We start from the raw sequence: 25202 nt of genomic DNA on the forward strand, positions 1-25202 counted from the left end.
TGAGCAAGCCCCAATCTTGAAAACCCGCAAATTCGTTGAATGTTACAAATTATGAACTGAGTTTCAACTAACTTCTTTCCTTCTTTTTTTTGTCGTGAATCATAGCCTTTTTGATTAGCAAGTTTCCGCATCTTTTCCAGTTGATTGAATTGGTTTTCCTGTAATTGATAACCAGATGAGGTTTAGGAGAAGTTAACATCTTCATAGACGGTACTGACACTGATTTTAGAATTAATCGTTTGTAAGGTCAGAGATTCATCATAAGAGCGATAAAATTTGAGTAACCAGTTTCCTTCTGAGGTACGCTGAAAATAATCAATGCGCTTTTGTTTGGTGCTAATCAGTAAGTATTTTTGTAAGGTTTCTATTGTCTGGTAATCTATAAATTTATCTCCTCGGTCAAAGGCTTCTGTGGAATCTGATAGAACTTCAATGATTAAGCAAGGAAACTGTTTATAAAGTGATGTGTTTTGATCGTTTGGGTCACAGGTGACTAGAATATCAGGATAATAAAAGCGATTAAGAGACTGAATTTTTAATTTCATATCTGATAGATAAACTCGGCAATTTGAGCCACGCAGGTGAGATTTTAATTCACCGAAAGCGCGGGAGGCTACGACCTCAGCGAAGCGGGTTAGGGTAGTTTATGGAAGGTGATGAAGCAACCTTAATTTAGATTAAGAAGCCCAGCAAGTCTCAGCAGGAAAATTACCCACTTGCCAATGTTGATGTAACTTGACCTTTGCTCTAACTAGATAATGATGATAGTTTTCGTATTTTTCTAAATCCAATTCTTTCAAATTGCCATTTGCTTTATTCAAATAAATTGTACCTAAATATTTTGAGCCATTCCCAAACTGATAAGTTATACCTTGTTCATCCTCATCTAATTTCATTAACTTAATGTAAAAAGCCATAATCAATTCCTCATTATTTAAGGAGAGAGACAAAAAGTAGGTTGGGTAGAGACGTTCCATGGAACGTCTGTACACGAAACCCAACACCAATTATAGGCAATTACCTGAACCTGATCTAAAAGAGACAAGGAGTAGAGAAGAAATTAAAAGAACAATCAGAAATCAGCGAGGTTCATCATCAAGTTAAAGATGGTCATTTAATCTTGATTATCTCCTGAAATAATTAGGGCTTACTGAATAAACCTAAAACCTTTATCCAATCAGCTTTTAAGGCTCTTAATTCTTTGAAAAAGTGCAAGGGAGAAATGGGAGACAAGGGAGCGATTTTTCTCCCCCATCTTCCCCATCTTCCCCATCTTCCCCATCTTCCCTTTTGCCTAAGGCAACTTGCCTCTTGCCTTACTATACCGAAAACATGAACTTTTTCAGCAAACCCTAATTATTTCTTCTTCTTCGCCTTTCTTGCTTTTGCTTTCTCCTTTTCCTTTTCTTGTTTCGCTTTTCGTTTTGCTTCGGCTGCCGCTTTTTCCGCAGCTAAACGAACCGCTTCCGCTTCCTCTTCTTTCTTGTTTAAGTAGTAGTTATAATCACCATCATAAACGACCAATTCTCCTTCACTAATTTCAACAATTTTGGTGGCTACTTGGGAAATAAAATATCGATCATGAGACACAATCAAAGCTGAACCATCATAATTTTGCAAAGCTGACTCAATGTTTTCTTTCGCGGGAATATCTAAATGATTCGTTGGCTCATCGAGGATTAATAAGTTCACTGGTTGTAAGAGCATTTTTGCTAAAGCGAGTCTTGCTTTTTCTCCTCCACTGAGCGTGGCGACTTTTTTCTTAACGGTATCACCACTGAAAAGAAACTGACCAAGTAAGGCTCTAATTTCTTCATATTTCCAATCGGGAACAGCTTTTTGAATCGTCTCTTCGACGGTTAAAGATAAATCTAGAGCTTCCGCTTGGTTTTGTTCAAAATATCCTGGAATAACATTATGTTCTCCCAGTTTTACTGTTCCTTCAGTGGGCGTTTCTAACCCCATAATTAAACGTAAGATCGTTGACTTTCCAGAACCATTGGGACCTAAAAACGCCACGCGATCGCCCCTTTCCACTAACAAATTTGTACCGAGGAATAGAATTTTGTCATCAAAACTGTGAGTGAGGTCTTCAATTTTAACCACTTCTTTTCCGCTACGGGGTGCGGTGGGAAATCGAAACCTTAAAGTTCTGACACCCGTTTCTGGTGCGTCAATTTGTTCCACTTTTTCCAGTTGTTTCTCCCGACTTTTGGCTTGAGTGCTGCGAGTGGCACTGGCTCGAAATCTCTCGACAAACGCTTCTTGTTTGGCAATTTCTTTTTGTTGACGTTCGTAGGTGCTCATTTGCGCTTGGCGATTAAATTCTTTTTGTTCGAGATAACTGGAATAGTTACCAAGATAAGTGGAAGAAATGCCGCGTTCCGTTTCGACAATGTGAGTACATAAACGATCTAAAAATTCTCGATCGTGCGACACAATCACCATGGGAGTATTGAGATTTTTCAGATATTGTTCTAGCCATTCAATAGTTTCTAGATCAAGGTGATTGGTCGGTTCGTCCAATAGGAGAACATCAGGATTTTGAAGCATGACTTTTCCTAAACAAATTCGCATTTGCCAGCCGCCACTAAAGCTAGTGACAGAGCGATCGCCATCTTCGGGGAAAAAGCCTAATTCAGGTAATAAACAACTAATTTTCGTGTCTAATTGATAGCCATCTTGAGCCTCAAATTCTTGCTGGTATCGATCGAGTTTGCGAATGAGTTTATCCAGTTGTTCTGGTGTCGCCATTTCCATTTCCTGCTGTACCTGTTCCAACTTTTTTTGGACAGCATTGGCTTCTGTAAAGACGCGCCATAATTCTTGTCTAACCGTCAAATTCGGATCAATAAGCAGTTAGGCAAAATGAATTTCCTAATATAGTATAATTTATGTAGGATTAAAGAGACCAAGTAAAATAGATTGCGCTTAGTGCATTTTAGCAAATTGGGGTTGCCTCGATCGAAAATTATGAGATTTATTAGAGACTTAAATCCAGAAACACAGAGCCTTCTTACAAGAATTAGTTGTCAAAGTAAATCCCTTCAAGTAAGAAATCGGGCTAAATGTATTTTGTTGAGTTCCCAGAAATTTACAATTGACCAGTTAAAGGTAATCTTTAACGTCGATCGAAAAACCATATATAACTGGTTAACGCGATGGGAAGATCAAAATCTTAAGGGCCTATATAATCAAAAAGGTGTGGGGAGAAAACCCAAATTAAGTCAAGAGCAAAAAGAACAAGTCAAAACTTGGGTAAAGGAAAATCCAAAGTCTCTCAATCAAGTTCAAAATAAAATTCAAAAAGAATGGGGGATTGAGATTAGTAAAGATACGATAAAAAGAATTATAAAGAAGTTGAATATGCTCTGGAAAAGGATGAAGAGAGGAATCAGTAAAAGCCCATATGAATGGGAATTAGAGGTAAAACTACCTCGGTTGGAAGAATTAAAAAAGCAAGCTCAAAAAGGAGATATTGCAATCAAATACTTAGATGAAAGTGGATTTTCTCTCAAGCCTGATGTTCCCTATGCGTGGCAGGAGAAAGGAGAAAGAATAACTTTGAAAAGCTGTCAAAGTAAGAGAATAAGTGTCTTGGGGTTAATGGATTGTGATTATCATTTAGATTACGAAATATATCAAGGGACAATTAAAAGTGATACCGTTATTAAGTTTTTAGATAAAATTAGTGAAAACTTAACGAAAGTTACCGTAGTAGTTCTCGATCAAGCATCAATTCACACGAGCGATGAATTTGTAGAAAAACTGGAAGAATGGAGAGCAAAAAAATTGGAAATTTTCTGGTTACCCCCTTATTCTCCTAAATATAACTTAATCGAAATTCTCTGGAGATTTATCAAATATGAGTGGATTGAAGTTTCAGCTTACGACAGTTGGAAGAATCTTATTAAATACCTAGAAAAAGTGTTGGATAATTTTGGAGCTGAGTATGCAATTCATTTTGCATAGGTGCTTATCGAACTCTTGACTTAAACAACTAATTTTCAAACTAGAAGGACGAATAATGTTACCAGTCGTGGGTTCAGTTTCTCCCATCACAATTTTTAATTGAGTGGTTTTCCCCGCGCCATTCACTCCTACTAATCCCACTCTTTCTGCGGCTTTAACTTCCCAGTTAACATTTTTCAGCACTTCTCCTGTGGGATAAGTTTTACTGACTTTTTCTAATCTTAAAATTGACATAGTTCGATAATTAATGAGGAACGCAGTTATAAATAATGAATCGGTTTCTAATCAGCGCATAAAGACTTGTCCAAACAGTGTAACATAAGGCGGGATTCGTTGTGCAATGGTTAACCAAAGTGGTCATATAAACCACGGGGAGAATTGCGGTACAACCTAACTCAATAATGTTCACAAATATCGCTAGTAAAATTGTTTTCCCCAACGCGAATAAAAATTGTTTGGGGTGAGCTTTCGCCTCTTTTAATTGTTTAGTAATTCCTCCTGCTTTTTGGGTGATGGCTAACTGTTGTTTCTGGGAAAGAGAGAGAAATAGATTGTTTAAAGAAGAAATAATCTTTGATATTAATGAAACCAGCCACCGCAACGATCGAGCCAAGAATCACCAATGATCTTGTATCGCGTTTATGATTTGATTTTTATAACCTAAATAGGCTTGATAAGCTGAGTTATATTCTAACTCTCCAGTCACCTGTTCATTTTGTTGAGCAATATAATTTAGTAAAGGTTTTTCTTTCGCACAGTGAGGACAAGTTTCACTGTAATAAAAATCAACGACCACAGTTGTTTGTTCTGCGTTAACAGCAATTTGGCTAGACAATAACACAGAGATAAAAACGGTCAAACAAAGGACAATAAATGAGAAAAGTTTCATTGGTTTTAATCCATAAAAGTAACACTAAATCTTAAATTTCCTTCTCTCACTCTCGCCGGTTGATAGCGAAGCATGGCACGATGATCTCGCCAATTTTCTCGCCACTGAAACCGAACATTTCCAGAAACAATTTTGGTTTTATAAACCTCACCATTGCGGAGTAAAGTAATTCTGGCTTCTCCATCAATGTAACCTTTTCCCATGATTAATAAGCCAGAGGTGGGTTGAGAGACAATTTTTTTTCTGAGGAGAAGTTGTTGATTTTCAGTGGGGTTAGAAAGTTGGTAGAGTTGGGTGTTAGTTGTGCAACTGGATAAGGAGAAGAGGAAAAATAGAGAAATGATTGATTGCAAGTAATTTTTCATCTATGCTTTAATAATTTTTGCTCCTGAATGGCATTAGAAACTCTTGAGTTACCCTCTTATTTTACCCAAAATCAGAGCTTTTCTTATTTTTCTCTCGTCAAAGTTTGCGTATCCCAGACTTAATCCCACTGTTTTATGAGATTTCAAAAAATCGTTATGCTTGGTCTGCGATCGCGGCGCGGGCGTTCCGCCCTACGACCTACGCGAAACCAGTAAATTCACGATGTTTAGGATCATAAAAAGCTAACACAATTTCCTCTTAAAGCTATCTAATTGAACGCGGGGACAAGTGCAAGGTGATATGATCAAAGCTAACAGAAGAGAAGGGAAAGCAATGAGATGGAAATTAAAGCCTTAATTCAAGCTGAATTAGACACTTTTTCCGAAAAACAATTAAAACAGCTTTATCGTATTATCAAAAACCTTAAACAAGAAACAACGAAAAGCATTCGAGATCAGGAGCAACTAAAGAATTTCTGGGAAGAAGATCAGGTTGGAAATACTCTGCGTAAGGATCAATCCCCTCGCACTCCAGGTTTATTATCTGGAAAGTTAGGAGATGCTTTTTTTGAACCTTTACCAGAAGAAGAGTTACAGCAATGGGAGTGAATTACCTAATTGATACTCATATTTTATTGTGGTGGCTATTTGATGATCCTAAATTGAATGGGAATTGTCGAGAGATTATTCGCAATCCTAAACATTATATTTTTGTCAGTAGTGCTTCTGCTTGGGAAATTGCAACCAAATATCGACTCGGAAAACTACCAGAAGCAAAGCCTTTAGTTAGCAATTACTTAGACATTCTCGCCAAAGCAAGATTGATTAATCTTCCGATCACTGCTAACCACGCCATCAGAGCAGGAAGCCTACCCATTCAGCATCGTGATCCGTTCGATCGGATGTTAATGGCACAAGCGGAGTTGGAACATCTGCCAATTGTAACTTACGATCGCGCTTTTCAGATTGGATTGATTGAGGTCTTGTCATAGTCTCTTGTAGATTAGCACCATGTTTAGGATCATAAATCGCGCTCTCATTATTTTTCTCTCATCAAAGTCTGCGTATCCCAGATTGAGTCTCGCTGTTTTATGAGATTTCAAAAAATCGTTACGCGATGGCGAAATCAGTAAATTCACGATGTTTAGGATCATAAAAAGCTAACACAATTTCTTCTTGTTCAATTCCCTCTCTTAATAGTTCATTAGCAATTCCTTCCTCTGTCCAATCTTCCTCAATGTAAATTTTATTATTTTTAATGCGGATGTGAACTTGAATTAAACTTATCTTCTTTTTTCCTTCCCAACCCAAAAATAGCCAAAGATATTGATCATGAGTTTCATCAAAAATCAAACAACTTTCTTGCTTGAGATTAGCAGCACTAGAGACCCAGTTGTGATATTCCGTCAATACTTTTTTAATCGAATCACGATAAGTTTCTAATCGATCCATTCTAGAATTTCCTCCTTTTCCATCTCAACAACGATTAAAAGCAATTGATTAAGTTGAATAATCTCTTGGATAGACTCTCGCTTAAAGAAATTTTCATAGATGCTATCCTTAATTGCTAGATAAATCTCATATTCTGGTTCAGTCAGATTGATGAAGTTCCTATACAAAATATATTGTCCCAAAGCAACTTGAAAATCTTTCATCACAGAAGGACTGAGAAAACTTTTAATTTCTACAATAATTTTCTGTCCATTTTGTTCAGCAGCGATGGTTTTTTCAGCAGCTAAATCAGCAAATAGTTCGGCATCTTTATATTTAATTCTATAAGGATCGGCAAGGATCGTCCAACCATCTTTGATTAGAGCATTTTTAACAGCTTCATGGTAAATGTCTTTTGCTGGCATTTTTTGATTTCATTGTAAATTACATGATGCCCGAATGGCAGAAGCGAAGGTGAGGATGGCTTCGCTAGATCGCGCCCTCATTATTTTTCTCTCATCAAAGTCTGCGTATCCCAGATTGAATCGCACTGTTTTATGAGTCGTAGGGTTTGCCTTGCCCACCCTACAATACTGCTTTCTCAATGTAAATTTTATTATTTTTAATTTGGAGATGTCTAATCTCTTCTAAGGTTTACTTTGAATCTCTTTTACGCCAAAATTCATCGGTTTTAGCTTGTGCTTGTTTCCAACGTTCTCGACGTGCATTTTCTAAATCTTCATTGAGTTTTTTGGCAATTGCTTGTTCCCATTGATAGCCTTCCATTCCCCTAACTGTTAAAACCGGTTGTCCTAAAGAAATAATTTTTGCACCAAAGGCTGTAAAATAATTAGTTTGAGTTTGTCCAGAATGGCGTTTTCCTGTAATAATATACCAAGCAAACATTTCACAATTGTTGTTATAAATATTATATTCTCCAAACTTTTCAGGATACTCTTCTAGTCTTTTCTGTTGAACCGGTGTTAAGGTTACTCCTTCTCCTTTATATTCGATTCCTTTTGGTCCCCAGCCAAGGGAATTTTCAAACGTTCCATCGGAAGAAATAAAGTAATGATGGGCTAACCCTGCTGTTGTTTGAATAGAAATATGATAAATCGAAGCTGTACTCATATTATCTCTCTAGATCAAGTGTTGTTATATCAAGTTCAGGTAATTCCTTATAATTGGTGTTGGGTTTCGCTTTGCTACACCCAACCTGCGTTTTATCTGCAGCTACGTGGTCATATCAAAGAGAAAATGTTGTTCAGAGATAATAGCTTTCTTGACAAGATCGCAATCGTAAGGGTGGGCAGAACCCACCTCAATTTTACCTATTTGCTCGCACCTGTTGGCATTCCTAAAATGTCCTCAATTTTGGGCATTTCTTCTAACGGAATCACGCGACCTTCTTCCTCAAAATTCTCGATTTGATCAAAGTTGAGATAACGATACAAATCATCAGCAAAGGGATTAATTTTCTCCTGCACAATGGCGAGATATTCATCCACAGTGGGAATATAACCCAACAACGCACAAACCGCAGCTAACTCCGCAGAACCGAGATAAACTCGCGCGCCTTTCCCCATGCGATTATTAAAATTACGGGTTGAAGTAGAAAAGACCGTTGCTTCATCTTCTACTCGCGCTTGGTTTCCCATACACAGGGAACAACCAGGCATTTCCGTCCGTGCGCCAGCCGCCGCAAAAACGCCATAAATCCCTTCTTCGCGGAGTTGCTTCTCATCCATACGAGTTGGTGGACAAATCCAAAGACGAACCTTTGTCACCCCTGCATTTTCTAAAATCTTAGCAGCAGCGCGATAGTGACCGATATTCGTCATACAAGACCCGATGAAGACTTCATCAATTTTATCCCCCGCACATTCTGACATTAACTTCACATTATCAGGGTCATTCGGTGCAGCGACAATCGGTTCTTTAATCTCGTTTAAGTTGACTTCAACCGTGTCCACATATTCCGCATCTGCGTCGGCTTCCATTAACTCTGGATTATTTAACCATTCCTGCATTTTTGCAGCGCGACGTAACAGCGTGCGGGAGTCTTGATAGCCTCGCGCGACCATGTTTTTAATCAGGGCAATGTTAGAGTTGAGATACTCTGCGATCGTGTCTTTCCCTAACTTAATGGTACAGCCAGAACAAGAGCGCTCAGCAGTCGCATCGGTTAACTCAAACGCCTGTTCCACTTTCAAGTCGGGTAAGCCTTCCATCTCCATGATGCGACCAGAGAAGACATTTTCTTTCACTTCAGTTCCTACAGTTAACTTTCCTTGCTGCATAGCGACATAAGGAATGGCGTTAACGATATCACGAAGGGTCACACCAGGCTGTAATTCGCCTTTAAAGCGCACTAAAACCGATTCTGGCATATCTAGAGGCATCGCCCCCAATGCAGCCGCAAACGCCACTAAACCCGAACCAGCAGGGAAGGAAATACCAAGAGGGAAACGGGTATGAGAATCACCGCCAGTTCCCACAGTATCAGGGAGTAACATTCGGTTTAACCAAGAGTGGATGATGCCGTCACCAGGTTTTAAGGAAACGCCTCCTCGGTTAGCGAAGAAGTCGGGGAGTTGTTGATGGGTTTTCACGTCAACGGGTTTGGGATAGGCTGCGGTATGACAGAAACTTTGTAAGACAAAATCAGCGTTAAAACCTAAACAAGCCAACTCTTTTAACTCATCGCGAGTCATGGGTCCTGTGGTATCTTGAGAACCAACGGTGGTCATAATCGGTTCGCAGGATGTTCCTGGACGAATACCATCCACGCCACAAGCACGTCCGACCATTTTTTGGGCGAGGGTGAAGCCTTTGTTATTCTCTTGGGGAACTTCGGGACGAGTAAAGAGTGAGGTCACTTCTAAGCCTAATGCTTCTCGCGTTTTATCGGTGAGGGCGCGACCAATGAGGAGGGGAATGCGTCCACCTGCGCGGACTTCATCTAAAATAGTGTTGGGTTTGGCGGTGAAGGTGGTTAAGGTTTCTCCTGCTTCGTTGGTGATTTTTCCTTCGTAGGGATAGATGGTGACGACATCTCCTGTGTTCATTTGGGTGACATCGCATTCGATCGGAAATGCACCAGAATCTTCGGCGGTATTGAAGAAAATAGGGGCGATTTTCCCCCCAAGAATGTAGCCACCAGCGCGTTTGTTGGGAACGTTGGGAATGTCATCTCCGATGTGCCATAACAGGGAGTTAATCGCTGATTTTCGGGATGATCCTGTTCCTACTACATCGCCGACGTAAGCAACGGGTAAGCCTTTTGCTTTCAGTTGCGCCAGTTGTTCTAAGCCTTCTGGCATCCGTGACTCTAACATGGCGAGGGCGTGGAGAGGAATATCGGGGCGTGTTGTGGCGTGAGGCGCTGGAGATAGATCATCGGTGTTGGTTTCTCCAGGGACTTTAAAGATGGTAACTTGGATTTGTTCGGGGACTTTTGGCTTATTGATAAACCAAGTTCCTTCCGCCCATGCGTCGATGACTTGTTTGGCGTAAGTGTTGGTTTGAGATAGGTCAAAGACATCGTTAAACGCATCAAAGGCGAGAATGGTTCGACTCAGTGCTGTGGCTGCTTTTGGCGCGAGATGGGTGTCTGGAGATTGTAAAAACTCAATGAGAGATTGAACGTTATACCCGCCGACCATTGTTCCGAGAAGTTCCACTGCTTCTTCGGCGCTGATGAGGGGACAGTTGACTTCTCCTTTGCCAATGGCGGTGAGAAAGTCTGCTTTGACATAGGCGGCTTCATCGACACCTGGGGGAACGCGATCGCGCAATAAATATAATAACTCTTCTTCTGTTCCTTGAGGAGGCTGTTTTAATTGTTCACATAATTCGGAGGTTTGTTCGGCGTTGAGGGGAAGCGGGGGAATGCCTTGTTTGGCTCTTTGTGCTGCGTGCTGCCGATACGTTTCTAACATTTTATCCTGTGTTCTCCTAGTGGTATTTTTCTTTAGTTCAACAATTATAGTCGTCTAAGATCATTGTAATTGTACCGACAGAACGATCTAGGACGCGAAGTTTTCAAGCTACACTAATATCAGGTTCGGGTAATTGCTTAGAATTGGTGTTGGGTTTCGCTTTGATCGTTTCAGTGATCAGTGACCAGTGATCACTGATCACTGATCAGTGAATTAATAATCTAAGTAGTCAATTTGTAGCACTAATTGCTCACGCATGGTATTACTAATTAAGTTGGAAAACTACTGGTCACTGATCACTGCTTAACTGGTCACTGATTGGTGTTGGGTTTCGTTTCCCTCCACCCAACCTACTTGACACTATCTGCGAGAAATCCACTGCTGATATTGTTGATATAGGTTTTGAGCAGCAGGATAACTGGAGTGAGGACTCATAAAATGAGAAAATTCAAAGGTGATTAGTTTATCAATGTTGGCGGCTTCCGCTTGCTCGATTTTGTAGCGCAGTTTGCGAAAGTCAATGGGCGGAAATTTAAAGGGAAAGTCTCGATCGAAACTTTCGACATTACTCCAAGAGGTTAACCTGTATTTACTGGCTAGGGTTTGATTGGCTTGGAGATAGTGCGGTAAATCTTGATAAGGCACATTTCCATCCTGAAAGGCGACAATATCCACAATCCCTTCTAAACGGGCAAAAACTGACTCCCATTCTTTGATATGCTTATCTAGGGAAATGGCAGTTTGACCAAACTGTTTAATCCCTTTGATATAAGGAGAAATTAAAATTGGAACGTCTCGCAATTGTTTCAGGTGATGGGAAAGGTCTTCATAGACTCTCATCATGCCATCATTATAGGTGTTAATTTCATGGCTGATATACCAGCCGCCAAATCCCTGATGATTTCCGTAACGAGTGATAAACTCCTCACAGAATGCTTTGTTGAGATCAGTTTCTGTTTGATAATCGCCGTTTAACCAGTAGTTACCTGAGTCATAAGTGCCAAAATAAAAGGTCATGTTGTATTTGGCGGCGAGGGTGAGGAATAATTCTACTAAGTCGGTATAGACGGGAAGAATGCCGATGTGTTGTTGTAAAATTTGGGAGTTAAAGGTGGCTTGCTCTTTGTAGCCAGCACGGATTAAAATAACGGTGTCGATTCCCGCTTGTTTCATGGCGGCAAAATCCGCTTCCCATGCGCGATCGTCCCAGTTTTGAGATGGGATGTCATGGGTGATCTCATCAAGGAATGTTCCTGTAATCGCTGGTTGCATTAGGTTATGTCGTTAATTATTTTGAACTACTATTATCATAGAAAGTGTAAGGTACTGTTTTAGGAAGTCTTTCCTTTCGGTGAAAATCTCATCTCTGATTTTGAAGCTGATTTTCTCCCACCCAAAATAATTAATAGAATGATTGACCAATTTTTAGATTTTTCGCCAAATATTGCTATTGAAACGCCTTTAATTTTAGTCATTTTAGTGACATTAGAGGCGGTTTTATCTGCGGATAATGCGATCGCGCTGGCTGCGATCGCGCAAGGATTAGAAGGACAAAAACTGCAACGCCAGGCTCTTAATTTTGGTTTAGTTGCTGCCTATGTTCTACGGATGACGTTAATTTTTACAGCGACTTGGGTAATCCAGTTTTGGCAGTTTGAATTATTAGGGGCTGCTTATTTACTTTGGTTAGTTTTTAATTATTTTCTCTCAGGAGATGAGGAAGATGAGAACAATCCCAAAGCTAAATTTACTTCTTTTTGGCAAGCAATTCCTATGATTGCTTTTACTGATTTAGCCTTTTCTTTAGATAGTGTTACCACTGCGATCGCGGTTTCGGAAAAAACTTGGCTGATTATTACGGGTGGCACGATCGGGGTGATTACATTACGTTTTCTGGCGGGATTATTTATTCGTTGGCTTGATGAATATGTTCATCTTGAAGATGCTGGTTATATCACGGTTGGCTTTGTCGGTTTACGTTTATTATTAAGAGTAATTGCACCGAGTTTAGTGCCGCCACAATGGGCTTTAATTAGTGCTGTGGCTTTGGTTTTTGTTTGGGGATTCTCGGAAAAAACGCCGCAAAGTGATAGTTAAGTTTTTAGATTTGGTGGGCATTGCCCACCCTACAGTTATTATTTTTTAGGAAGTCCTAGTTAACAATGATTTTGCAGCGATACATTTTCATCCCACAAGTAAATTCATATTCTCCGCTTTCTTGAGGGGTAAATTCAACGCTAGTAATTTGATTTAAGGCTAAATCTAACGATCGATTAAAATCTGGGATTAAGACTTGTTCTAAACAGCTACTGGGATCGCGACGATGGAAGTTGATTCGCACTGGTTTCCCAACGTTGACAATAATTTCTGCTGGATCATATCCACCATCAACGGTAATTGTTACTTCTTGGGTGTCATTTTTAGTTTCTGCTTTTTTGGCGGTTTTTTCACTGAATAAAAACCACCATAATTCTAACCCGATTAATCCGATTCCACTAGCAGAAACTAGCATTTTTACGATTAAGGGTTGTTCTAATTTCTCGAATCCTTGATTTGATTTTGTTTCGGTTGCTGTCACGGGAAACATCATCGTTAAACCGAGAATGATTCCTGTAAGGCTTGATAAGAATAATGATTTTGTTTTCATTCTCAAGATTAGGTTCAGTTGATTGGATTGTTTACAATTAACGTTGGGTTATTACAGTGTTTGAAATTTCCGTAAGCGTAAGGCATTGGTTAACACTGAAACTGAACTAAATGCCATCGCAGCACCGGCAATAATGGGGTTGAGTAACCAACCGAAAATCGGGTATAAAATACCAGCAGCGATCGGGATTCCAGCTACATTATAAATGAAGGCAAAAAAGAGGTTTTGACGGATATTCGTCATTGTTGCACGACTGAGTTCGATCGCGGTGATTACCCCTTGTAAATCCCCAGAAATTAGGGTAATATCAGAGGTTGTGATGGCAATGTCGGTCCCTGTGCCGATCGCGATCCCGATGTCAGCTTGGGCGAGTGCAGGTGCGTCATTGATCCCATCCCCAACCATCGCCACTTGTTTTCCTTCCTGTTGGAGAGAAACAATCTGTTCGGCTTTTTGTTCGGGACGCACTTGGGACATTACGCGCGGAATCCCCACTTGTTGCGCGATCGAGGCGGCGGTTTTTTCATTATCCCCTGTCATCATCACCACTTCTAACCCGAGTGTTCGTAGGGCTTTTACTGCATCCACAGAAGACGGTTTTAAGGTATCTGCTAACGCCATGATTCCTTCTAATTCATGATCAACGGCGATCCAGATGACGGTTTTTCCTGCTGCTTCCCACTGATTCGCTTTTTCCGCAAGAGTCTCGGTTTTAATCCCTAATTCATTAAACCATCTCGCTGTTCCGACTCGCACGACTCGATCGGAAACTGTTCCTTGAACCCCACTTCCTGTAATGGCGTTAAAGTCTTCTACAATCCCGTTGAATTGCACTTGTTGAGATTTGGCATAATCGACCACTGCTTCCGCGAGAGGATGTTCTGATTGTTGTTCCAACAGCGCCACCAGCCGTAATAACTTTAACTCATTTTGGTTGCTAGTGCCGAAAGTCGTCACATAATCGGTTACTTGCGGTTTTCCTTCTGTAAGTGTTCCTGTTTTGTCTAAAACGATCGTGTTCAGTTTCTGTGCGGTTTCGAGACTTTCAGCACTTTTAATTAAAATCCCATTTTCTGCCCCTTTTCCAGTTCCTACCATAACAGATGTTGGCGTGGCTAACCCTAACGCACAAGGACAAGCAATGATCAGCACCGCTACCATGTTAATCAAAGCTAGGGTGACATTGCCCATGATATTGAACCATAATACAAAGGTGAGGAGCGCGATCGCAATTACCACAGGAACAAACCAACCCGTTACTTGGTCAGCTAAATTCTGAATCGGTGCTTTTGATCCTTGCGCTTGTTGAACTAACTGGACAATCTGAGAGAGTACCGTATCTTTCCCCACACGAGTGGCTTGAAACTGGAAACTTCCCGTCTTATTAATTGTTGATCCAATCACTTCATCCCCGACAGACTTCTCTACAGGAATGCTTTCTCCCGTCACCATACTCTCATCAACCGTCGAATATCCCTGTGTTACTTCTCCATCCACAGGAATTTTCTCCCCTGGACGCACTTGAATCATATCGCCAATTTCTACTTCTTGAATGGGAATATCTTTGGTTTCCCCATCACGAATCACTCTTGCTGATCTCGCTTGTAACCCAATTAACTTTCGGATTGCTTGTGAAGTTTCTCCTCTAGCGCGATTTTCCATGAAACGACCCACTAAAATCAGGGTAATAATCACCGCCGCACTTTCATAATAAACCTGTGGGGTGAGTCCTTGTTGGATTAAAAAATCAGCGAATAACGTCGCAAACAGGGAGTAAAAATAAGCGGCGCTAGTTCCCAAAGCAACTAAAGTGTCCATGGTCGCCGCCCGATTTTTAAATGCTTTCCAGGCATTGCGATAGAAGTGCGATCCACACCAAAATTGCACCGGTGTTGTCAACACAAACTGCAACCAATAATTATGTAACCAAGGGGGAATAAAAGGAAGGTCTAACCCGGTCATCATCGGGAGAGACCCCACCACCAAAATCAGGGAAATCACCCCACTGACCCAAATTTTGCGCTTTAAGTCCTTTAATTCCGCTTCTCTGGCGACAATTTCTGCGTCTCCTCTCCCTGTCATCATGTCTTCTTGAGAGTAAACGGAAGCACCATAACCAGCATCTTCTACCGCGCCTTGAATGGTTTCTAAGCTAGTTTTTTCAGGATTAAACTGAACTGTTGCTTGTTCGGAAGCAAAATTAACTTCGCATTCCTCGACACCAGAAACATTGTTAATCGCTTTTTGAATCGCATTCGCACAACCGGCGCAACTCATTCCCTGTAGTTTGAGGGTGGTTGTATCTGTACGGGATTGGGTTTGACTCATATTTTACTCCCTCCTTGAAGGGTTGGTTTTCCTTATTTTGATTTTAGAGTCTCCAGTTAGCAGGAGAGTCAAGTTCGATAAGAAAGATTGGCGTTGCTGAATCAAGGTATGATACAACTAAACTTGCACGATTGCGCTCCGCGAAACGGCATCTGGCAAAAACTGGGATTTCCAAAAATTAGATTATTAGGTTTTTTATCAATTACCGAAGGCCGAAAATGGCTTGGACAGAGGCTTTGGCTACTCCCCATTTTGATAGAATGAAACAGTCCTACGATGATTGAGGGGAACTTGAATGCTCCCTAACCTTGAAAATTGGGCGACTTTTACGGAGGAAGTGGTAAACGTTAATCTAGATGAGATAGCATCTCTAATCAATCTATGAACATCGGAAAAGATAACCCATTTCTTAATCTTAACTATGAGCGCGCGATCGAAGCGCTAGGCGAAAACTATTACGACATTGTTTCGGCTGCGGAGTTCCCCCAACATTTCTTACGGTTTCGCAACGATGAACTTCTCCCTCTACTTAACCTCAACCCGTCACAAGTAACAGACGAAAACTTTATCGAAGCCTTTGGAAAATTTCAAGGGGTGCGCCCGTTTCTCGCTCTACGATATCATGGGTATCAATTCGGGAATTACAATCCGTTTTTGGGAGATGGACGAGGGTTTCTCTATGGACAAGTCTGGGGAAACGATGGACGACTCTATGATTTTGGCACAAAAGGGTCGGGACAGACTCCTTATTCTCGTAATGCAGATGGACGGCTAACCCTCAAAGGTGGAATTAGAGAAGTTTTAGCCTCAGAAGCATTACATTATTTAGGAGTCCGTACTTCTCGCTGTTTAAGTTTGATTGAAACGGGGGAATTATTGTGGCGTAATGATGAACCTTCTCCCACTCGCGCTTCTGTAATGATTCGGTTTAGCCATTCTCATATTCGTTTCGGAACATTTGAACGTTTAAATTATCTAAATCGTCCAGATTTAATCGAAAAACTGTTAGATCATGTGATTACTTATTATTATCCTCATTTAAAGTCTTCCTCTGATCAATATGCCCAATTTTATCAGGAATTAGTGCAACGAGTTGCTGAGTTAGCCGCGCAATGGATGATCGCGGGATTTTGTCATGGTGTTCTCAATACCGATAATATGTCGATTACAGGGGAAAGTTTCGATTATGGCCCCTATGCCTTCATTCCCACTTATAATCCTAAATTTACTGCTGCTTATTTTGACTATTCTGGATTATATTGTTATGGCAACCAACCGCGTATTTGTCGCTGGAATTTAGAAAAATTGCAACGTCCTTTAGGGATGGTAATGTCACAAAAAGATTTAGATGCTGGTTTAGAAAGGTTTGAAACTCATTATGAGGAAACTTATCGTCAGTTGCTGATGGAAAAGTTAGGATTGATTGACGTTTCTTTGGAAAATACAGAAGATTTTGTCACCGAAACTGTGAATTTATTACGAGATTCACAAGTTCCCTATCATCAATTTTTTGCTGAGTTAGGAAATTGGTTTAGTCCGACATGGCGAGATAATTCTGAAATTATTTTAGAAAATGCACCCTTTATTAAACAATTGCGAGAACAGTCATCGCTTTGGGAAAATTGGAAACAACTTTATCAGCAATGTTTAAAGCAATGTAATGATAATGAACTCGAAAAAATGGGGTCTCGTCTTCAGAAAAAGAATCCGCAAACGGCGTTACTACGTCCTGTGATTGAGTCAGTCTGGGAACCGATTAGTTTGGATAATGAATGGACTCCCTTTTATGCTTTATTAGATCAGATTCGCGGCAAGTGACGGTAAATCAAATCCCCCCTAACCCCCCTTTGAAAGGGGGGAATAATGAGGTGATGTGTAGATATAGCGCTACGCGCTAGGCAAAAGGCAAGAGGCAAGAGGCAAGAGTAAGGTATAGGTGAGTTTCAACATTTTGGAATGTCCTAACCTAATTTTGTAGCGCTATAAAAAGTAGGTTGGGTGAAGGGAAGCGAAACCCATCAGTTATGTGTTGTGGGAAGAAAAAGTCGTCCCCATTTTAGCGTTAGAAGTGATTTCTAAAACGGCGAATAATGAATACACTAGAAAGAAAGAGATTTACCAAGAAATGGGAATCAAATATTATGTGGTTTACAATCCTCAACGGAAAAGAAAACCACGTTTAGAAGTGTATTCCCTAGAAAATCAGGAATATGTTTTATTAGGAAATCAGAGTCAGATTTGGTTGGAAGAAGTGGGTTTGGGAATCGGTTTGGAAGTGGGAACGTATCAACAAATTACTCGTGAGTGGTTATATTGGTATGATGAAAGGGGAGAGCGCTTTTTAACTCCTGAAGAACGATCGCGCCAAGCGGAAACGAAAGCCGATCGTTATGCGAAAAGGTTGCGTGAGTTAGGAATTGATCCTGATTCGATTTAAGTGTCACTTCTGAATCTCGGATCAGGAATTTTAACTTTCCACCGAACCGACATGGTTGTTCTTTGTCCTTCGTCCTTTGTCCTTCGTTCTTTGTCCTTCGTGATTCAGTAAGAGATCAGTTTTCCTAATGACCAATGACCAATGTACAGACGTTCCATGGAACGTCTCTACAATGATGACTAATTTAGGGCTTGCTGAATAAAACTGAAAGTCTTATCAAATCAGGATTTGAGGCGATTCAGTTCAGATAAAAATGCAAGTTCATTGATTGTTCAATGGTCACGCATATTGCATCAAAACCTTCCCCTCCTACCGATCAATCAACCCTCTTGCCTCTTGCCTCTTGCCTCTTGCCTTACTTAACCAACCAATGGACTTTTTCAGCAACCCCTAATTTATGTTGGGTTACATTTCATTTCACCCAACCTACTTTTGATCTGGGTGAAATTGGTTTTTACCCAGCCGACGGTTAAACAGTGAGTTGTTTGAGTTTATCGGCGACAATGCCAGTGGTTATTAATTCTTCGGCTTGGGTTAATCCCGTTTCTAAGTCTGGACAAACGCCACACAACCATAAATAAATCCCACCATTCCAAATCGCTGCGGACATTAGTTCTCCTGGTTTTCCCGCAATGATTGTTTTTAATTGTGTGGTCAGTTGCGTTAAAGATTCTAATATAACGTCTTGTCCCGCGAAACCATAATGTTGAGGGTGTAAGTGTCGCCGTTGAAAGTCTTTTTCTGGTTGCGTAATGCCAATAATTGCGGTGCGGTTTCGCGCTAAGTCACAGCTTCCTTCTAATCCTTTGACGGTGATCAGTTGTTTCATGTTTCGCAGGGTGAAGGTTTCTCGAAATCGATCTTCTGTGGGGGGATGAACAAAACCAGAGATGAGGTTGGCTTCGCCGCCGTAGGGAGACCACAATAGCTCGATCGTGGCTAGGGGGGGACGTTTGCCGATTTCTTCGCGGTAGGGGACTAATTTTTGCGCTTGGGGAAAGTGTTGGGGAAGGTAGTAAAACCCGATTCCTGTTTTGGCGAGAAGTTGTTGACTTCCACTAAGGGAGAGGGAACGATAGTTAACTCCTAATGCTTCCCAAATCTCCACAAAAGGAATCCCATATTTTGTGGGCATACTGTCTCCTCCATGAAAAATCACAGGAACACCTACACTAGCTAATAACAGTAGTGTGATAGGGAATACAGGAGCGGTGCGCGATCGAGCGTCATAAGGCACGCCAAAAACGGTGACGGGATACTGAGTCGCGCTGTCTAAGGCGGGAATTTTCCCTCCTAATTGATCATAAGCGTCTAGCATTCCTGCTAATTCTTCAACAGTGGGACGTTTGATGCGATGAGCAATCATAAACGCTCCAATTTGGGCGGGTGTTGCTTCTTGTTCCAACATTAGACGAGTGGCGGTGGCGGCTTCACTACGGGTTAAATGTTTGCTGGTGTGTGTACCACTCCCCACTTTTTTGAGGAGTTCTCGAAATTGAATCAAGGATGAGGATAAGTTCATAGTTTCGCTTGAATCGCTGGATTAACTAGAGAGGGACTAGACATTTTTTGTACTAATTGACGAAATGCTTTGATGGGAGGAATTTCAGCCCGATCGCGCGTTGTGGCAAACATCACTTTCCGTGTTAAGGTTGCTTTAGCTGTTCCATTTTTGCTTGTGTTTGCGCCAATCGATCGAATCGCAAGAGTCGGATCATTTTGAGCATCCATTAACGCTGAACTGGGAAGTAAGGCAAGTAATTCTCCTTGTCGAATCACACCACGAAACGCATCTAAAGTGTTTAATTCCATTCCAGTTTGTATCGTTGCATTTTGTTGAGAAAACCAATCTTGGACTAACCGTTGCATTCCATAACCATCTTTAAACACCAGATGAGGATAAGCAATTAATTCTTGCCAAGCCAGTTGACTATACTGAGCTAAAGGATGATCCGCCGCCATTAACACCTCAATTGCTTCTTCAAATAGTTGATCAGCTACCATTTCTGAACTCATGGTAAAGGCGGGATTATCCATCACAATCGCTAAATCTACTAAGCCATCTCTTAACACTTTTAACGCCCGATCGCTTCCCAGCGCCGTTACTCGCAACTGAATGTTAGGATATTGATTACAAAAAATTCGTAATATGGGCGGTAAATGATAAGAACACACAGAATGAATCGCCGCCACACAGAGTTCTGGTTGTTTTCCCGCCATTAAATCGGCTAATTCTTTATTCACTACCGCCCATTCTTTACAGATTTTACGGGCGCCAGGGAGAAACTTCTCACCCGCAACGGTTAATTTTGCCTGATGAGAACGATGAAATAAATCAACTCCTAAGCTGTTTTCTAGGCTCTGAATTTGCCGACTGATGGTCGATTGGGTAACGCCACATTTTTTGGCGGCTTGTCCAAAGTTATTGGTTTCTGTAATCGCTAAAAACGCTTGCAACTGCTCAATCCGCATTTGTGTAGTCTTAATTACACTTTTTATGAGAATAACGGATTTTTTCATTCGATTTCGTACATTTTGATACATCTACGGTATTTTTTTTAGTGCGGCTTGAGCGTGTAGTTGCACAATTGAGGATTCATCTTGACAGAATTCCCATAGCAAGTTTTTTCCTTTTGGTATCCCTAAGTTACCTAATGCTTGAGCAAGCGTCTGTTTTAGGCGATTGTCGGTTTGAGCGGATGGGTTTTCACGGAAAAACTTAAGTAAGGTGTCAACAATCGTCTTTTTGTGTTGATTATTTTGCCAACGACCGAAAATGGTGATGATTTCTTCTTGAAGGGTTGAGGATTGTTTTTGTAAATTACTAATTAGCGGAGAAAGGGTTTCCTCTGTTTCTCGGTGACTGATGGCTCGGATGATCTGCTTTTGGAGAGGGAGCGGCGTGACAGAAGATTCTAAACATTGCTGAAGAGCAGTAATGGCTTGTGATGTAGCAAGTCTGCCTAGAGCGATCGCGCAGTGGGAACAAACGTCTAGGTTGAAGTCATACAGGAGGGGAATTAAGGCTTTGACCACCTCATCAGGATGATGATCGTTTCCTCTCACTCCTAAGCCAATCACTGCTTCTTGTCGCACTTTGGCGTTAGTATCCGATAAGGCTTGGATTAATGTCGGTATGATCCGATGATCCCGAAAACGACTTAACGCCTCGATCGCGCGGCTTCGGATTACTGCTTGCTCATCATCCAAAACACTTAAAAGCGGTGTGATGATTTCAGGGTCACGGAGAGCGGTTAACGCTTGTACCGCTGCGAGTCTGCTTTCAGAGTGGTTTAGAGCTTCATTGAGGATAGGAATGACCATCTTACCGCTTTTAGCCAGTCCATTGGCGCAAGCTGTAATTACTTCCAGTTCAGTGTCAGTATTGAGGACTTCTGTCAAACTAAAAATAGCGTGAGGTTGCTGAAACTGGCTGAGGAGACTGGCGGCTTCACAACGGAGATCAAGATCGGCGGTTTCATCTTGTAGTAATATTGTTAACGGTTCGATCGCCCTTTCTCCAAATTTTGGGATATATTTTGCCACCTCCCAACGTTCTTGAAACTCTCCTGTAATAAACGCTTCCCAAACTTGATTAAACGCTTCTTCTTTTTCATCGGGAGGTAAATCAATAAATCCTTTACCATCAGGAGATAGAGGTAACTGTTGTAAGTAATGTTGATCTAATTTCATTTCACAGCTTTGTTCGCAACGTTTTATCCAATATAAGTTCCTAATTCTAATTGATATTGGGTTTCGTCTTCTTCACCGAATCTACATTTTTGTCCTTCGACAGGCTCAGGAACACCTTTGTTGTTTGTTTTCCAATGACTAATGACCAATGACTAATGACTAATTGGTGTTGGGTTTCGTAAACTTCACCCAACCTACTTACTCTTGCCTTTTGCCTCTTGCCTTTTGCCTCTTGCCTCTTGCCTTTTGCCTCTTGCCTCTTGCCTCTTGCCTCTTGCCTTTTGCCTCTTGCCTCTTGCCTCTTGCCTCTTGCTGATTGGTGTTGGGTTTCGTAAACTCCACCCAACCTACTGACTAAGAGTTTGGGATTAGATCAGAATCCGTTAAGATAATAATTCGACCCAAAACGAAACATAAGGAGGAAGACTAGCGTGGCTGAATTTGATTATGATTTGATCATTCTCGGTGCGGGAGTGGGTGGACATGGTGCGGCACTTCACGCGGTAAAACGGGGACTGAAAACTGCCATTATTGAGGCGAAGGATATGGGGGGAACTTGCGTTAATCGCGGTTGTGTTCCCTCGAAAGCGCTTTTGGCGGCTTCGGGACGGGTGCGAGAGTTACAAGATTCCCATCACCTAAACAGTTTAGGGATTAATGTCGGTAACGTCAATTTTGATCGCGCTGCCATTTCTAATCATGCCCAAAATCTGGTGGAAAAAATTAGAGGGGATATGAGTAACAGCCTCGATCGATTAAAAGTTGATACAATCAATGGCTGGGGCAAAGTAACCGCACCACAGAAGGTGAGTGTCCTCACTGAAGACGGCGAAAAAACGATAACTGGAGAACATATCATCCTTTCCCCTGGTTCGACTCCTTTTGTTCCCCCTGGGATTCAAGTTGATGGCAAAACGGTTTACACGAGCGATGATGCCTTGAAGTTAAGCTCAATTCCCGATTGGGTTGCGATTATTGGCAGTGGTTACATTGGTTTAGAATTTTCCGATATCTATTCCGCATTGGGTTCTGAGATTACGATGATTGAGGCGTTAGACAATCTCATGCCTGGCTTCGATCGAGATATTGCTAAAATTGCAGAACGAGTTTTAATCAAACCCCGTGACATTGAAACCTATACATCAACTCTGGCGAAAAGTGTCAAACCAGGTTCTCCTGTAGTCATTGAACTAGCAGACGCTAAAACGAAAGAAGTGACAGAAGTTTTAGAAGTTGATGCAGCGTTGGTGGCGACTGGACGCATTCCAGCGACGAAAAACATCGGTTTAGACTCAATTGGGGTGGAAACTGATAAACGCGGTTTTATTCCGACTAATGATCAGTTACAAGTCACGGTTAATGGTGAACCTGTTTCCAATTTATGGGCGATCGGTGATGCGACAGGTAAAATGATGTTAGCACATACCGCCTCTGCTCAAGGCATTTCTGCGGTGGAAAATATCTGTGGGGATGATCATGTTGTCAATTACCGCGCCATTCCAGCAGCCGCCTTTACCCATCCCGAAATCAGTTACGTGGGATTAACAGAAGATGCAGCAAAAGCGTTAGGAAAAGAAGAAGGATTCAAAGTGAAATCGGTTCGTACTTACTTTAAAGCCAATTCTAAAGCACTTGCAGAAGGAGAAGAAGATGGAGTCGCCAAAATTATTTATCGTCAAGATACAGGAGAATTGTTAGGCGCACATATTATTGGAATGCACGCATCAGATTTAATTCAAGAAGCCGCCAACGCGATCGCATCCCGTCAACCCGTGCAAAATTTAGCGTTTAATGTTCACACTCATCCCACCCTTTCCGAAGTCTTAGATGAAGCCTTCAAACGTGCGGAAGTTAAGGCTTAACATCAAGTTCGATTGCTCAATTAGAAAACGTAGGTTGGGTGGAGTTTACGAAACCCAACACCAATTAGTCATTAGGTAGAGACGTTCCATGGAACGTCTGTACATTAGTCATTAGTCATTAGTCATTAGTCATTGGAAAACAAAGGACGAAGGACGAAGGACGAAAGACAAAGGACAAATATATAATTCCATCCCAATCGCAAGATGTTGTTTGGAATACAGTAGTTGTCGGAAAAATCATTAGAATAAGAGACGGAGGGAGATTAAACATCACTCCTCCGTTGTTGTTAATTTCTTTATTGCTTTCAGTTTCTATTTATGGATTCCAGTAGTGGTTTGTCTAGTAGGTCTTCTGCCCCGAAACATGATCGTAATCAATGGGCAAGTTTGATCGGAGGCGCGATCGCGCTAATTACCCTCACGCTTCCTCCCCTCATCATCACCCATTACTCTGCTAACAATGCTTTAGACACACTCTTAGAAGTCAGTACAGAGAAACCTTCTGATTGAAAACCAGATTAAACAGAAGCTGATTTCACTTCACACAACAGCAACGCAAACCAATCTTCTGCATCTGTCCAAGTTTTTAAGGGTTTCAAGCCTTCTTGATCCAGTTGCTGTTCCATCTCTTGTCGCTGAAATTTCCGAGAGATTTCGGTGCGGATGGTTTCTCCTTCCTCAAATTCTACAGTTAAATCGAGCGCTTTTAACTGTACCGTTTGCGGTTGTGTGGAACGGAGATAAGTTTCAATTTGTCCTAACTCGGTGTTATAAAATGTCCAGTGTTGGAAGTTTTGACGCTTAAAGTTACCTTGAAAACGACGGTTTAGATGGTCGAGAAGATTATAATTAAATTCGGCGGTGACTCCTTGACGATCATTGTAAGCTGGTTCTAAAATCGCTTTTGATTTTTGTAAGTCTAATCCCAAGAGGAAATAATCTCCTGGATTGAGTGCTTTTTTGACTTCTTGAAAGATTTCTTGGCATTGTTTCGGGGCAAAATTACCGAGAGAACTTCCGAGAAAAAATACCATCCGTTTCGATAAAGGCGAGGGAGGAAGCTGTTGTAATGCTTGTTCGTAAGTTCCGACTAAGCCATTAATAGTCAGGTGAGGATAGTCGTTTAAAAGTTGTTTAGCACTCAGTTCTAACATTCCTGCACTAACATCAATGGGAATATAATATAAAGCGTGTCCGAGAGACTGGTAAGCATCGAATAAAAGACGAGTTTTGGTGGAACTACCGCTTCCCAGTTCGATCAGTTCACAATTTCCCGTCGTTTGCGCGATCGCACTGCCATTGTCTCTTAAAATTTGCGCTTCCGTGCGAGTGGGATAATATTCAGGTAACTCACAAATTTGTTCAAAAATTTCTGAGCCGCGATCGTCATAAAGATAGTGACAAGGGATGGTTTTTTGCTCTTGAGTTAATCCGATAATAACATCAGACCCATCATTGGTAAGATTCGATCGGTCTGGATCACGCAAATCTTGAATATTTAACCGCTTGTTAGGAGTTGAGAGAGAAATCGACATGAAATGCTCCGTTTTGGTTTATTTTAGGACTAAGTGCTAGTTCATCACACCGCTTTGTCTTTCTTCCATCACCTAAAGTAGTATCTTTTGTTACCAATTATC

The 25202-nt window shown here is 41.2% G+C and carries 25 protein-coding genes and 3 pseudogenes; 8 read left to right on the forward strand and 20 right to left on the reverse strand.

Features of this window, described 5'->3' with window-relative positions:
* Positions 1–182: 182 nt before the first annotated feature.
* From DACSA_RS16375 to DACSA_RS16385, 3 genes and pseudogenes are all read right to left on the reverse strand, one after another.
* On the reverse strand, positions 183–581 hold the full coding sequence (locus DACSA_RS16375) for a Uma2 family endonuclease (RefSeq protein ID WP_232225316.1): 399 nt from the start codon (positions 579–581) through the stop codon (positions 183–185).
* Between the two features lie 96 nt (positions 582–677).
* Positions 678–977, reverse strand: a complete 300-nt coding sequence (locus DACSA_RS16380; protein ID WP_015230816.1) for a hypothetical protein — start codon at positions 975–977, stop codon at positions 678–680.
* Positions 978–1356: 379 nt separating this feature from the next.
* Positions 1357–2853 (reverse strand): annotated as a pseudogene (locus DACSA_RS16385) (ABC-F family ATP-binding cassette domain-containing protein); the annotation flags it as partial.
* 120 nt (positions 2854–2973) lie between these two features.
* Here DACSA_RS16385 and DACSA_RS16390 point away from each other — a divergent pair.
* Positions 2974–3972, forward strand: a complete 999-nt coding sequence (locus tag DACSA_RS16390) for an IS630 family transposase (RefSeq protein ID WP_015227921.1) — start codon at positions 2974–2976, stop codon at positions 3970–3972.
* A gap of 6 nt (positions 3973–3978) precedes the next feature.
* On the opposite strand, the pseudogene DACSA_RS16395 reads toward DACSA_RS16390, so the two are convergent.
* The 4 genes and pseudogenes from DACSA_RS16395 to DACSA_RS16410 form a co-directional block, all read right to left on the reverse strand.
* Positions 3979–4200, reverse strand: a pseudogene (locus tag DACSA_RS16395) (ATP-binding cassette domain-containing protein); the annotation flags it as partial.
* 16 nt (positions 4201–4216) lie between these two features.
* Complete coding sequence (locus DACSA_RS16400; protein ID WP_041235552.1) at positions 4217–4585, reverse strand: hypothetical protein; 369 nt, start codon at positions 4583–4585, stop codon at positions 4217–4219.
* A gap of 3 nt (positions 4586–4588) precedes the next feature.
* Positions 4589–4861, reverse strand: a complete 273-nt coding sequence (locus DACSA_RS16405) for a thioredoxin domain-containing protein (RefSeq protein WP_041235553.1) — start codon at positions 4859–4861, stop codon at positions 4589–4591.
* A gap of 5 nt (positions 4862–4866) precedes the next feature.
* Positions 4867–5226: a hypothetical protein gene (locus DACSA_RS16410; protein WP_015230819.1), complete on the reverse strand. Its 360-nt coding sequence runs from the start codon at positions 5224–5226 to the stop codon at positions 4867–4869.
* Between the two features lie 339 nt (positions 5227–5565).
* Here DACSA_RS16410 and DACSA_RS16415 point away from each other — a divergent pair, with 339 nt between their 5' ends.
* On the forward strand, positions 5566–5835 hold the full coding sequence (locus DACSA_RS16415) for a hypothetical protein (RefSeq protein WP_015230820.1): 270 nt from the start codon (positions 5566–5568) through the stop codon (positions 5833–5835).
* Positions 5826–6218 carry a type II toxin-antitoxin system VapC family toxin gene (locus tag DACSA_RS16420; RefSeq protein WP_015230821.1) on the forward strand — a complete coding sequence of 131 codons (393 nt, stop codon included), beginning with the start codon at positions 5826–5828 and terminating at the stop codon, positions 6216–6218. The genes DACSA_RS16415 and DACSA_RS16420 overlap by 10 nt, the downstream gene beginning before the upstream one ends.
* 118 nt (positions 6219–6336) lie before the next feature.
* Here the strand turns inward: DACSA_RS16420 and DACSA_RS16425 are convergent, their stop codons facing one another.
* From DACSA_RS16425 to DACSA_RS16445, 5 genes are all read right to left on the reverse strand, one after another.
* On the reverse strand, positions 6337–6678 hold the full coding sequence (locus DACSA_RS16425) for a XisI protein (protein WP_015230822.1): 342 nt from the start codon (positions 6676–6678) through the stop codon (positions 6337–6339).
* Positions 6666–7082 (reverse strand): XisH family protein, encoded by a 417-nt coding sequence (locus DACSA_RS16430; RefSeq protein ID WP_015230823.1) that lies wholly within the window; start codon positions 7080–7082, stop codon positions 6666–6668. Before DACSA_RS16430 ends, DACSA_RS16425 begins: the two co-directional genes overlap by 13 nt.
* A 229-nt stretch (positions 7083–7311) precedes the next feature.
* Positions 7312–7788 carry a hypothetical protein gene (locus tag DACSA_RS16435; protein WP_015230824.1) on the reverse strand — a complete coding sequence of 159 codons (477 nt, stop codon included), beginning with the start codon at positions 7786–7788 and terminating at the stop codon, positions 7312–7314.
* Positions 7789–7988: 200 nt separating this feature from the next.
* Positions 7989–10598, reverse strand: a complete 2610-nt coding sequence (gene acnB, locus DACSA_RS16440) for a bifunctional aconitate hydratase 2/2-methylisocitrate dehydratase (RefSeq protein WP_015230825.1) — start codon at positions 10596–10598, stop codon at positions 7989–7991.
* A gap of 360 nt (positions 10599–10958) precedes the next feature.
* Complete coding sequence (locus tag DACSA_RS16445) at positions 10959–11870, reverse strand: DUF4434 domain-containing protein (RefSeq protein WP_015230826.1); 912 nt, start codon at positions 11868–11870, stop codon at positions 10959–10961.
* Positions 11871–12008: 138 nt separating this feature from the next.
* Here DACSA_RS16445 and DACSA_RS16450 point away from each other — a divergent pair, with 138 nt between their 5' ends.
* Entirely contained in the window at positions 12009–12695 is a 687-nt protein-coding gene (locus DACSA_RS16450) for a TerC family protein (RefSeq protein WP_015230827.1), read from the forward strand.
* A gap of 55 nt (positions 12696–12750) precedes the next feature.
* On the opposite strand, the gene DACSA_RS16455 is transcribed toward DACSA_RS16450, so the two are convergent.
* A complete protein-coding gene (locus tag DACSA_RS16455) occupies positions 12751–13245 on the reverse strand; it encodes a cupredoxin domain-containing protein (RefSeq protein ID WP_015230828.1) in 495 nt (164 codons plus the stop codon).
* A gap of 51 nt (positions 13246–13296) precedes the next feature.
* On the reverse strand, positions 13297–15573 hold the full coding sequence (locus tag DACSA_RS16460; RefSeq protein WP_015230829.1) for a heavy metal translocating P-type ATPase: 2277 nt from the start codon (positions 15571–15573) through the stop codon (positions 13297–13299).
* Between the two features lie 381 nt (positions 15574–15954).
* Here DACSA_RS16460 and DACSA_RS16465 point away from each other — a divergent pair, with 381 nt between their 5' ends.
* Both DACSA_RS16465 and DACSA_RS16470 read left to right on the forward strand, forming a co-directional pair.
* Positions 15955–17391, forward strand: a complete 1437-nt coding sequence (locus DACSA_RS16465; protein WP_015230830.1) for a protein adenylyltransferase SelO — start codon at positions 15955–15957, stop codon at positions 17389–17391.
* A 199-nt stretch (positions 17392–17590) separates the two neighbouring features.
* A pseudogene (locus DACSA_RS16470) lies at positions 17591–18010 on the forward strand (Uma2 family endonuclease); the annotation flags it as partial.
* A 469-nt stretch (positions 18011–18479) separates the two neighbouring features.
* Here the strand turns inward: DACSA_RS16470 and DACSA_RS16480 are convergent.
* From DACSA_RS16480 to DACSA_RS21030, 5 genes are all read right to left on the reverse strand, one after another.
* Positions 18480–19532 carry an anthranilate phosphoribosyltransferase family protein gene (locus tag DACSA_RS16480; protein WP_015230832.1) on the reverse strand — a complete coding sequence of 351 codons (1053 nt, stop codon included), beginning with the start codon at positions 19530–19532 and terminating at the stop codon, positions 18480–18482.
* Positions 19529–20482 (reverse strand): LysR family transcriptional regulator, encoded by a 954-nt coding sequence (locus tag DACSA_RS16485; RefSeq protein WP_041235974.1) that lies wholly within the window; start codon positions 20480–20482, stop codon positions 19529–19531. Before DACSA_RS16485 ends, DACSA_RS16480 begins: the two co-directional genes overlap by 4 nt.
* A 72-nt stretch (positions 20483–20554) precedes the next feature.
* The gene (locus tag DACSA_RS16490) at positions 20555–21703 is read right to left on the reverse strand and encodes a HEAT repeat domain-containing protein (RefSeq protein WP_015230834.1); all 1149 of its coding nucleotides are present in this window, start codon (positions 21701–21703) and stop codon (positions 20555–20557) included.
* 23 nt (positions 21704–21726) lie between these two features.
* The gene (locus DACSA_RS22660; RefSeq protein WP_269544612.1) at positions 21727–21852 is read right to left on the reverse strand and encodes a hypothetical protein; all 126 of its coding nucleotides are present in this window, start codon (positions 21850–21852) and stop codon (positions 21727–21729) included.
* Positions 21853–21901: 49 nt separating this feature from the next.
* The gene (locus DACSA_RS21030) at positions 21902–22045 is read right to left on the reverse strand and encodes an AraC family transcriptional regulator (RefSeq protein ID WP_156800830.1); all 144 of its coding nucleotides are present in this window, start codon (positions 22043–22045) and stop codon (positions 21902–21904) included.
* Positions 22046–22134: 89 nt separating this feature from the next.
* Between DACSA_RS21030 and lpdA the strand changes: the two genes are divergently transcribed.
* Positions 22135–23565 (forward strand): dihydrolipoyl dehydrogenase, encoded by a 1431-nt coding sequence (lpdA, locus tag DACSA_RS16500; protein WP_015230835.1) that lies wholly within the window; start codon positions 22135–22137, stop codon positions 23563–23565.
* 336 nt (positions 23566–23901) lie between these two features.
* Positions 23902–24075, forward strand: coding sequence for a hypothetical protein (locus tag DACSA_RS16505; protein ID WP_232225117.1), 174 nt, complete (start codon positions 23902–23904; stop codon positions 24073–24075).
* An 8-nt stretch (positions 24076–24083) separates the two neighbouring features.
* Here the strand turns inward: DACSA_RS16505 and egtD are convergent, their stop codons facing one another.
* Positions 24084–25100 (reverse strand): L-histidine N(alpha)-methyltransferase, encoded by a 1017-nt coding sequence (gene egtD, locus DACSA_RS16510; protein ID WP_015230837.1) that lies wholly within the window; start codon positions 25098–25100, stop codon positions 24084–24086.
* Positions 25101–25202 lie beyond the last annotated feature (102 nt).

The organism is Dactylococcopsis salina PCC 8305 (assembly GCF_000317615.1).
In the GTDB taxonomy this organism is placed as follows: Bacteria; Cyanobacteriota; Cyanobacteriia; order Cyanobacteriales; family Rubidibacteraceae; genus Halothece; species Halothece salina.

Excerpts from the sequence above, each read along its gene's own strand:
- DACSA_RS16380 (WP_015230816.1), bottom strand. The coding sequence starts at position 977 with ATGGAACGTCTCTACCCAACCTACTTTTTGTCTCTCTCCTTAAATAAT.
- DACSA_RS16390 (WP_015227921.1), top strand. The coding sequence starts at position 2,974 with ATGAGATTTATTAGAGACTTAAATCCAGAAACACAGAGCCTTCTTACA.
- DACSA_RS16405 (WP_041235553.1), bottom strand. The coding sequence starts at position 4,861 with ATGAAACTTTTCTCATTTATTGTCCTTTGTTTGACCGTTTTTATCTCT.
- DACSA_RS16410 (WP_015230819.1), bottom strand. The coding sequence starts at position 5,226 with ATGAAAAATTACTTGCAATCAATCATTTCTCTATTTTTCCTCTTCTCC.
- DACSA_RS16415 (WP_015230820.1), top strand. The coding sequence starts at position 5,566 with ATGGAAATTAAAGCCTTAATTCAAGCTGAATTAGACACTTTTTCCGAA.
- DACSA_RS16420 (WP_015230821.1), top strand. The coding sequence starts at position 5,826 with ATGGGAGTGAATTACCTAATTGATACTCATATTTTATTGTGGTGGCTA.
- DACSA_RS16425 (WP_015230822.1), bottom strand. The coding sequence starts at position 6,678 with ATGGATCGATTAGAAACTTATCGTGATTCGATTAAAAAAGTATTGACG.
- DACSA_RS16430 (WP_015230823.1), bottom strand. The coding sequence starts at position 7,082 with ATGCCAGCAAAAGACATTTACCATGAAGCTGTTAAAAATGCTCTAATC.
- DACSA_RS16435 (WP_015230824.1), bottom strand. The coding sequence starts at position 7,788 with ATGAGTACAGCTTCGATTTATCATATTTCTATTCAAACAACAGCAGGG.
- acnB (WP_015230825.1), bottom strand. The coding sequence starts at position 10,598 with ATGTTAGAAACGTATCGGCAGCACGCAGCACAAAGAGCCAAACAAGGC.
- DACSA_RS16445 (WP_015230826.1), bottom strand. The coding sequence starts at position 11,870 with ATGCAACCAGCGATTACAGGAACATTCCTTGATGAGATCACCCATGAC.
- DACSA_RS16450 (WP_015230827.1), top strand. The coding sequence starts at position 12,009 with ATGATTGACCAATTTTTAGATTTTTCGCCAAATATTGCTATTGAAACG.
- DACSA_RS16455 (WP_015230828.1), bottom strand. The coding sequence starts at position 13,245 with ATGAAAACAAAATCATTATTCTTATCAAGCCTTACAGGAATCATTCTC.
- DACSA_RS16460 (WP_015230829.1), bottom strand. The coding sequence starts at position 15,573 with ATGAGTCAAACCCAATCCCGTACAGATACAACCACCCTCAAACTACAG.
- DACSA_RS16465 (WP_015230830.1), top strand. The coding sequence starts at position 15,955 with ATGAACATCGGAAAAGATAACCCATTTCTTAATCTTAACTATGAGCGC.
- DACSA_RS16480 (WP_015230832.1), bottom strand. The coding sequence starts at position 19,532 with ATGAACTTATCCTCATCCTTGATTCAATTTCGAGAACTCCTCAAAAAA.
- DACSA_RS16485 (WP_041235974.1), bottom strand. The coding sequence starts at position 20,482 with ATGCGGATTGAGCAGTTGCAAGCGTTTTTAGCGATTACAGAAACCAAT.
- DACSA_RS16490 (WP_015230834.1), bottom strand. The coding sequence starts at position 21,703 with ATGAAATTAGATCAACATTACTTACAACAGTTACCTCTATCTCCTGAT.
- egtD (WP_015230837.1), bottom strand. The coding sequence starts at position 25,100 with ATGTCGATTTCTCTCTCAACTCCTAACAAGCGGTTAAATATTCAAGAT.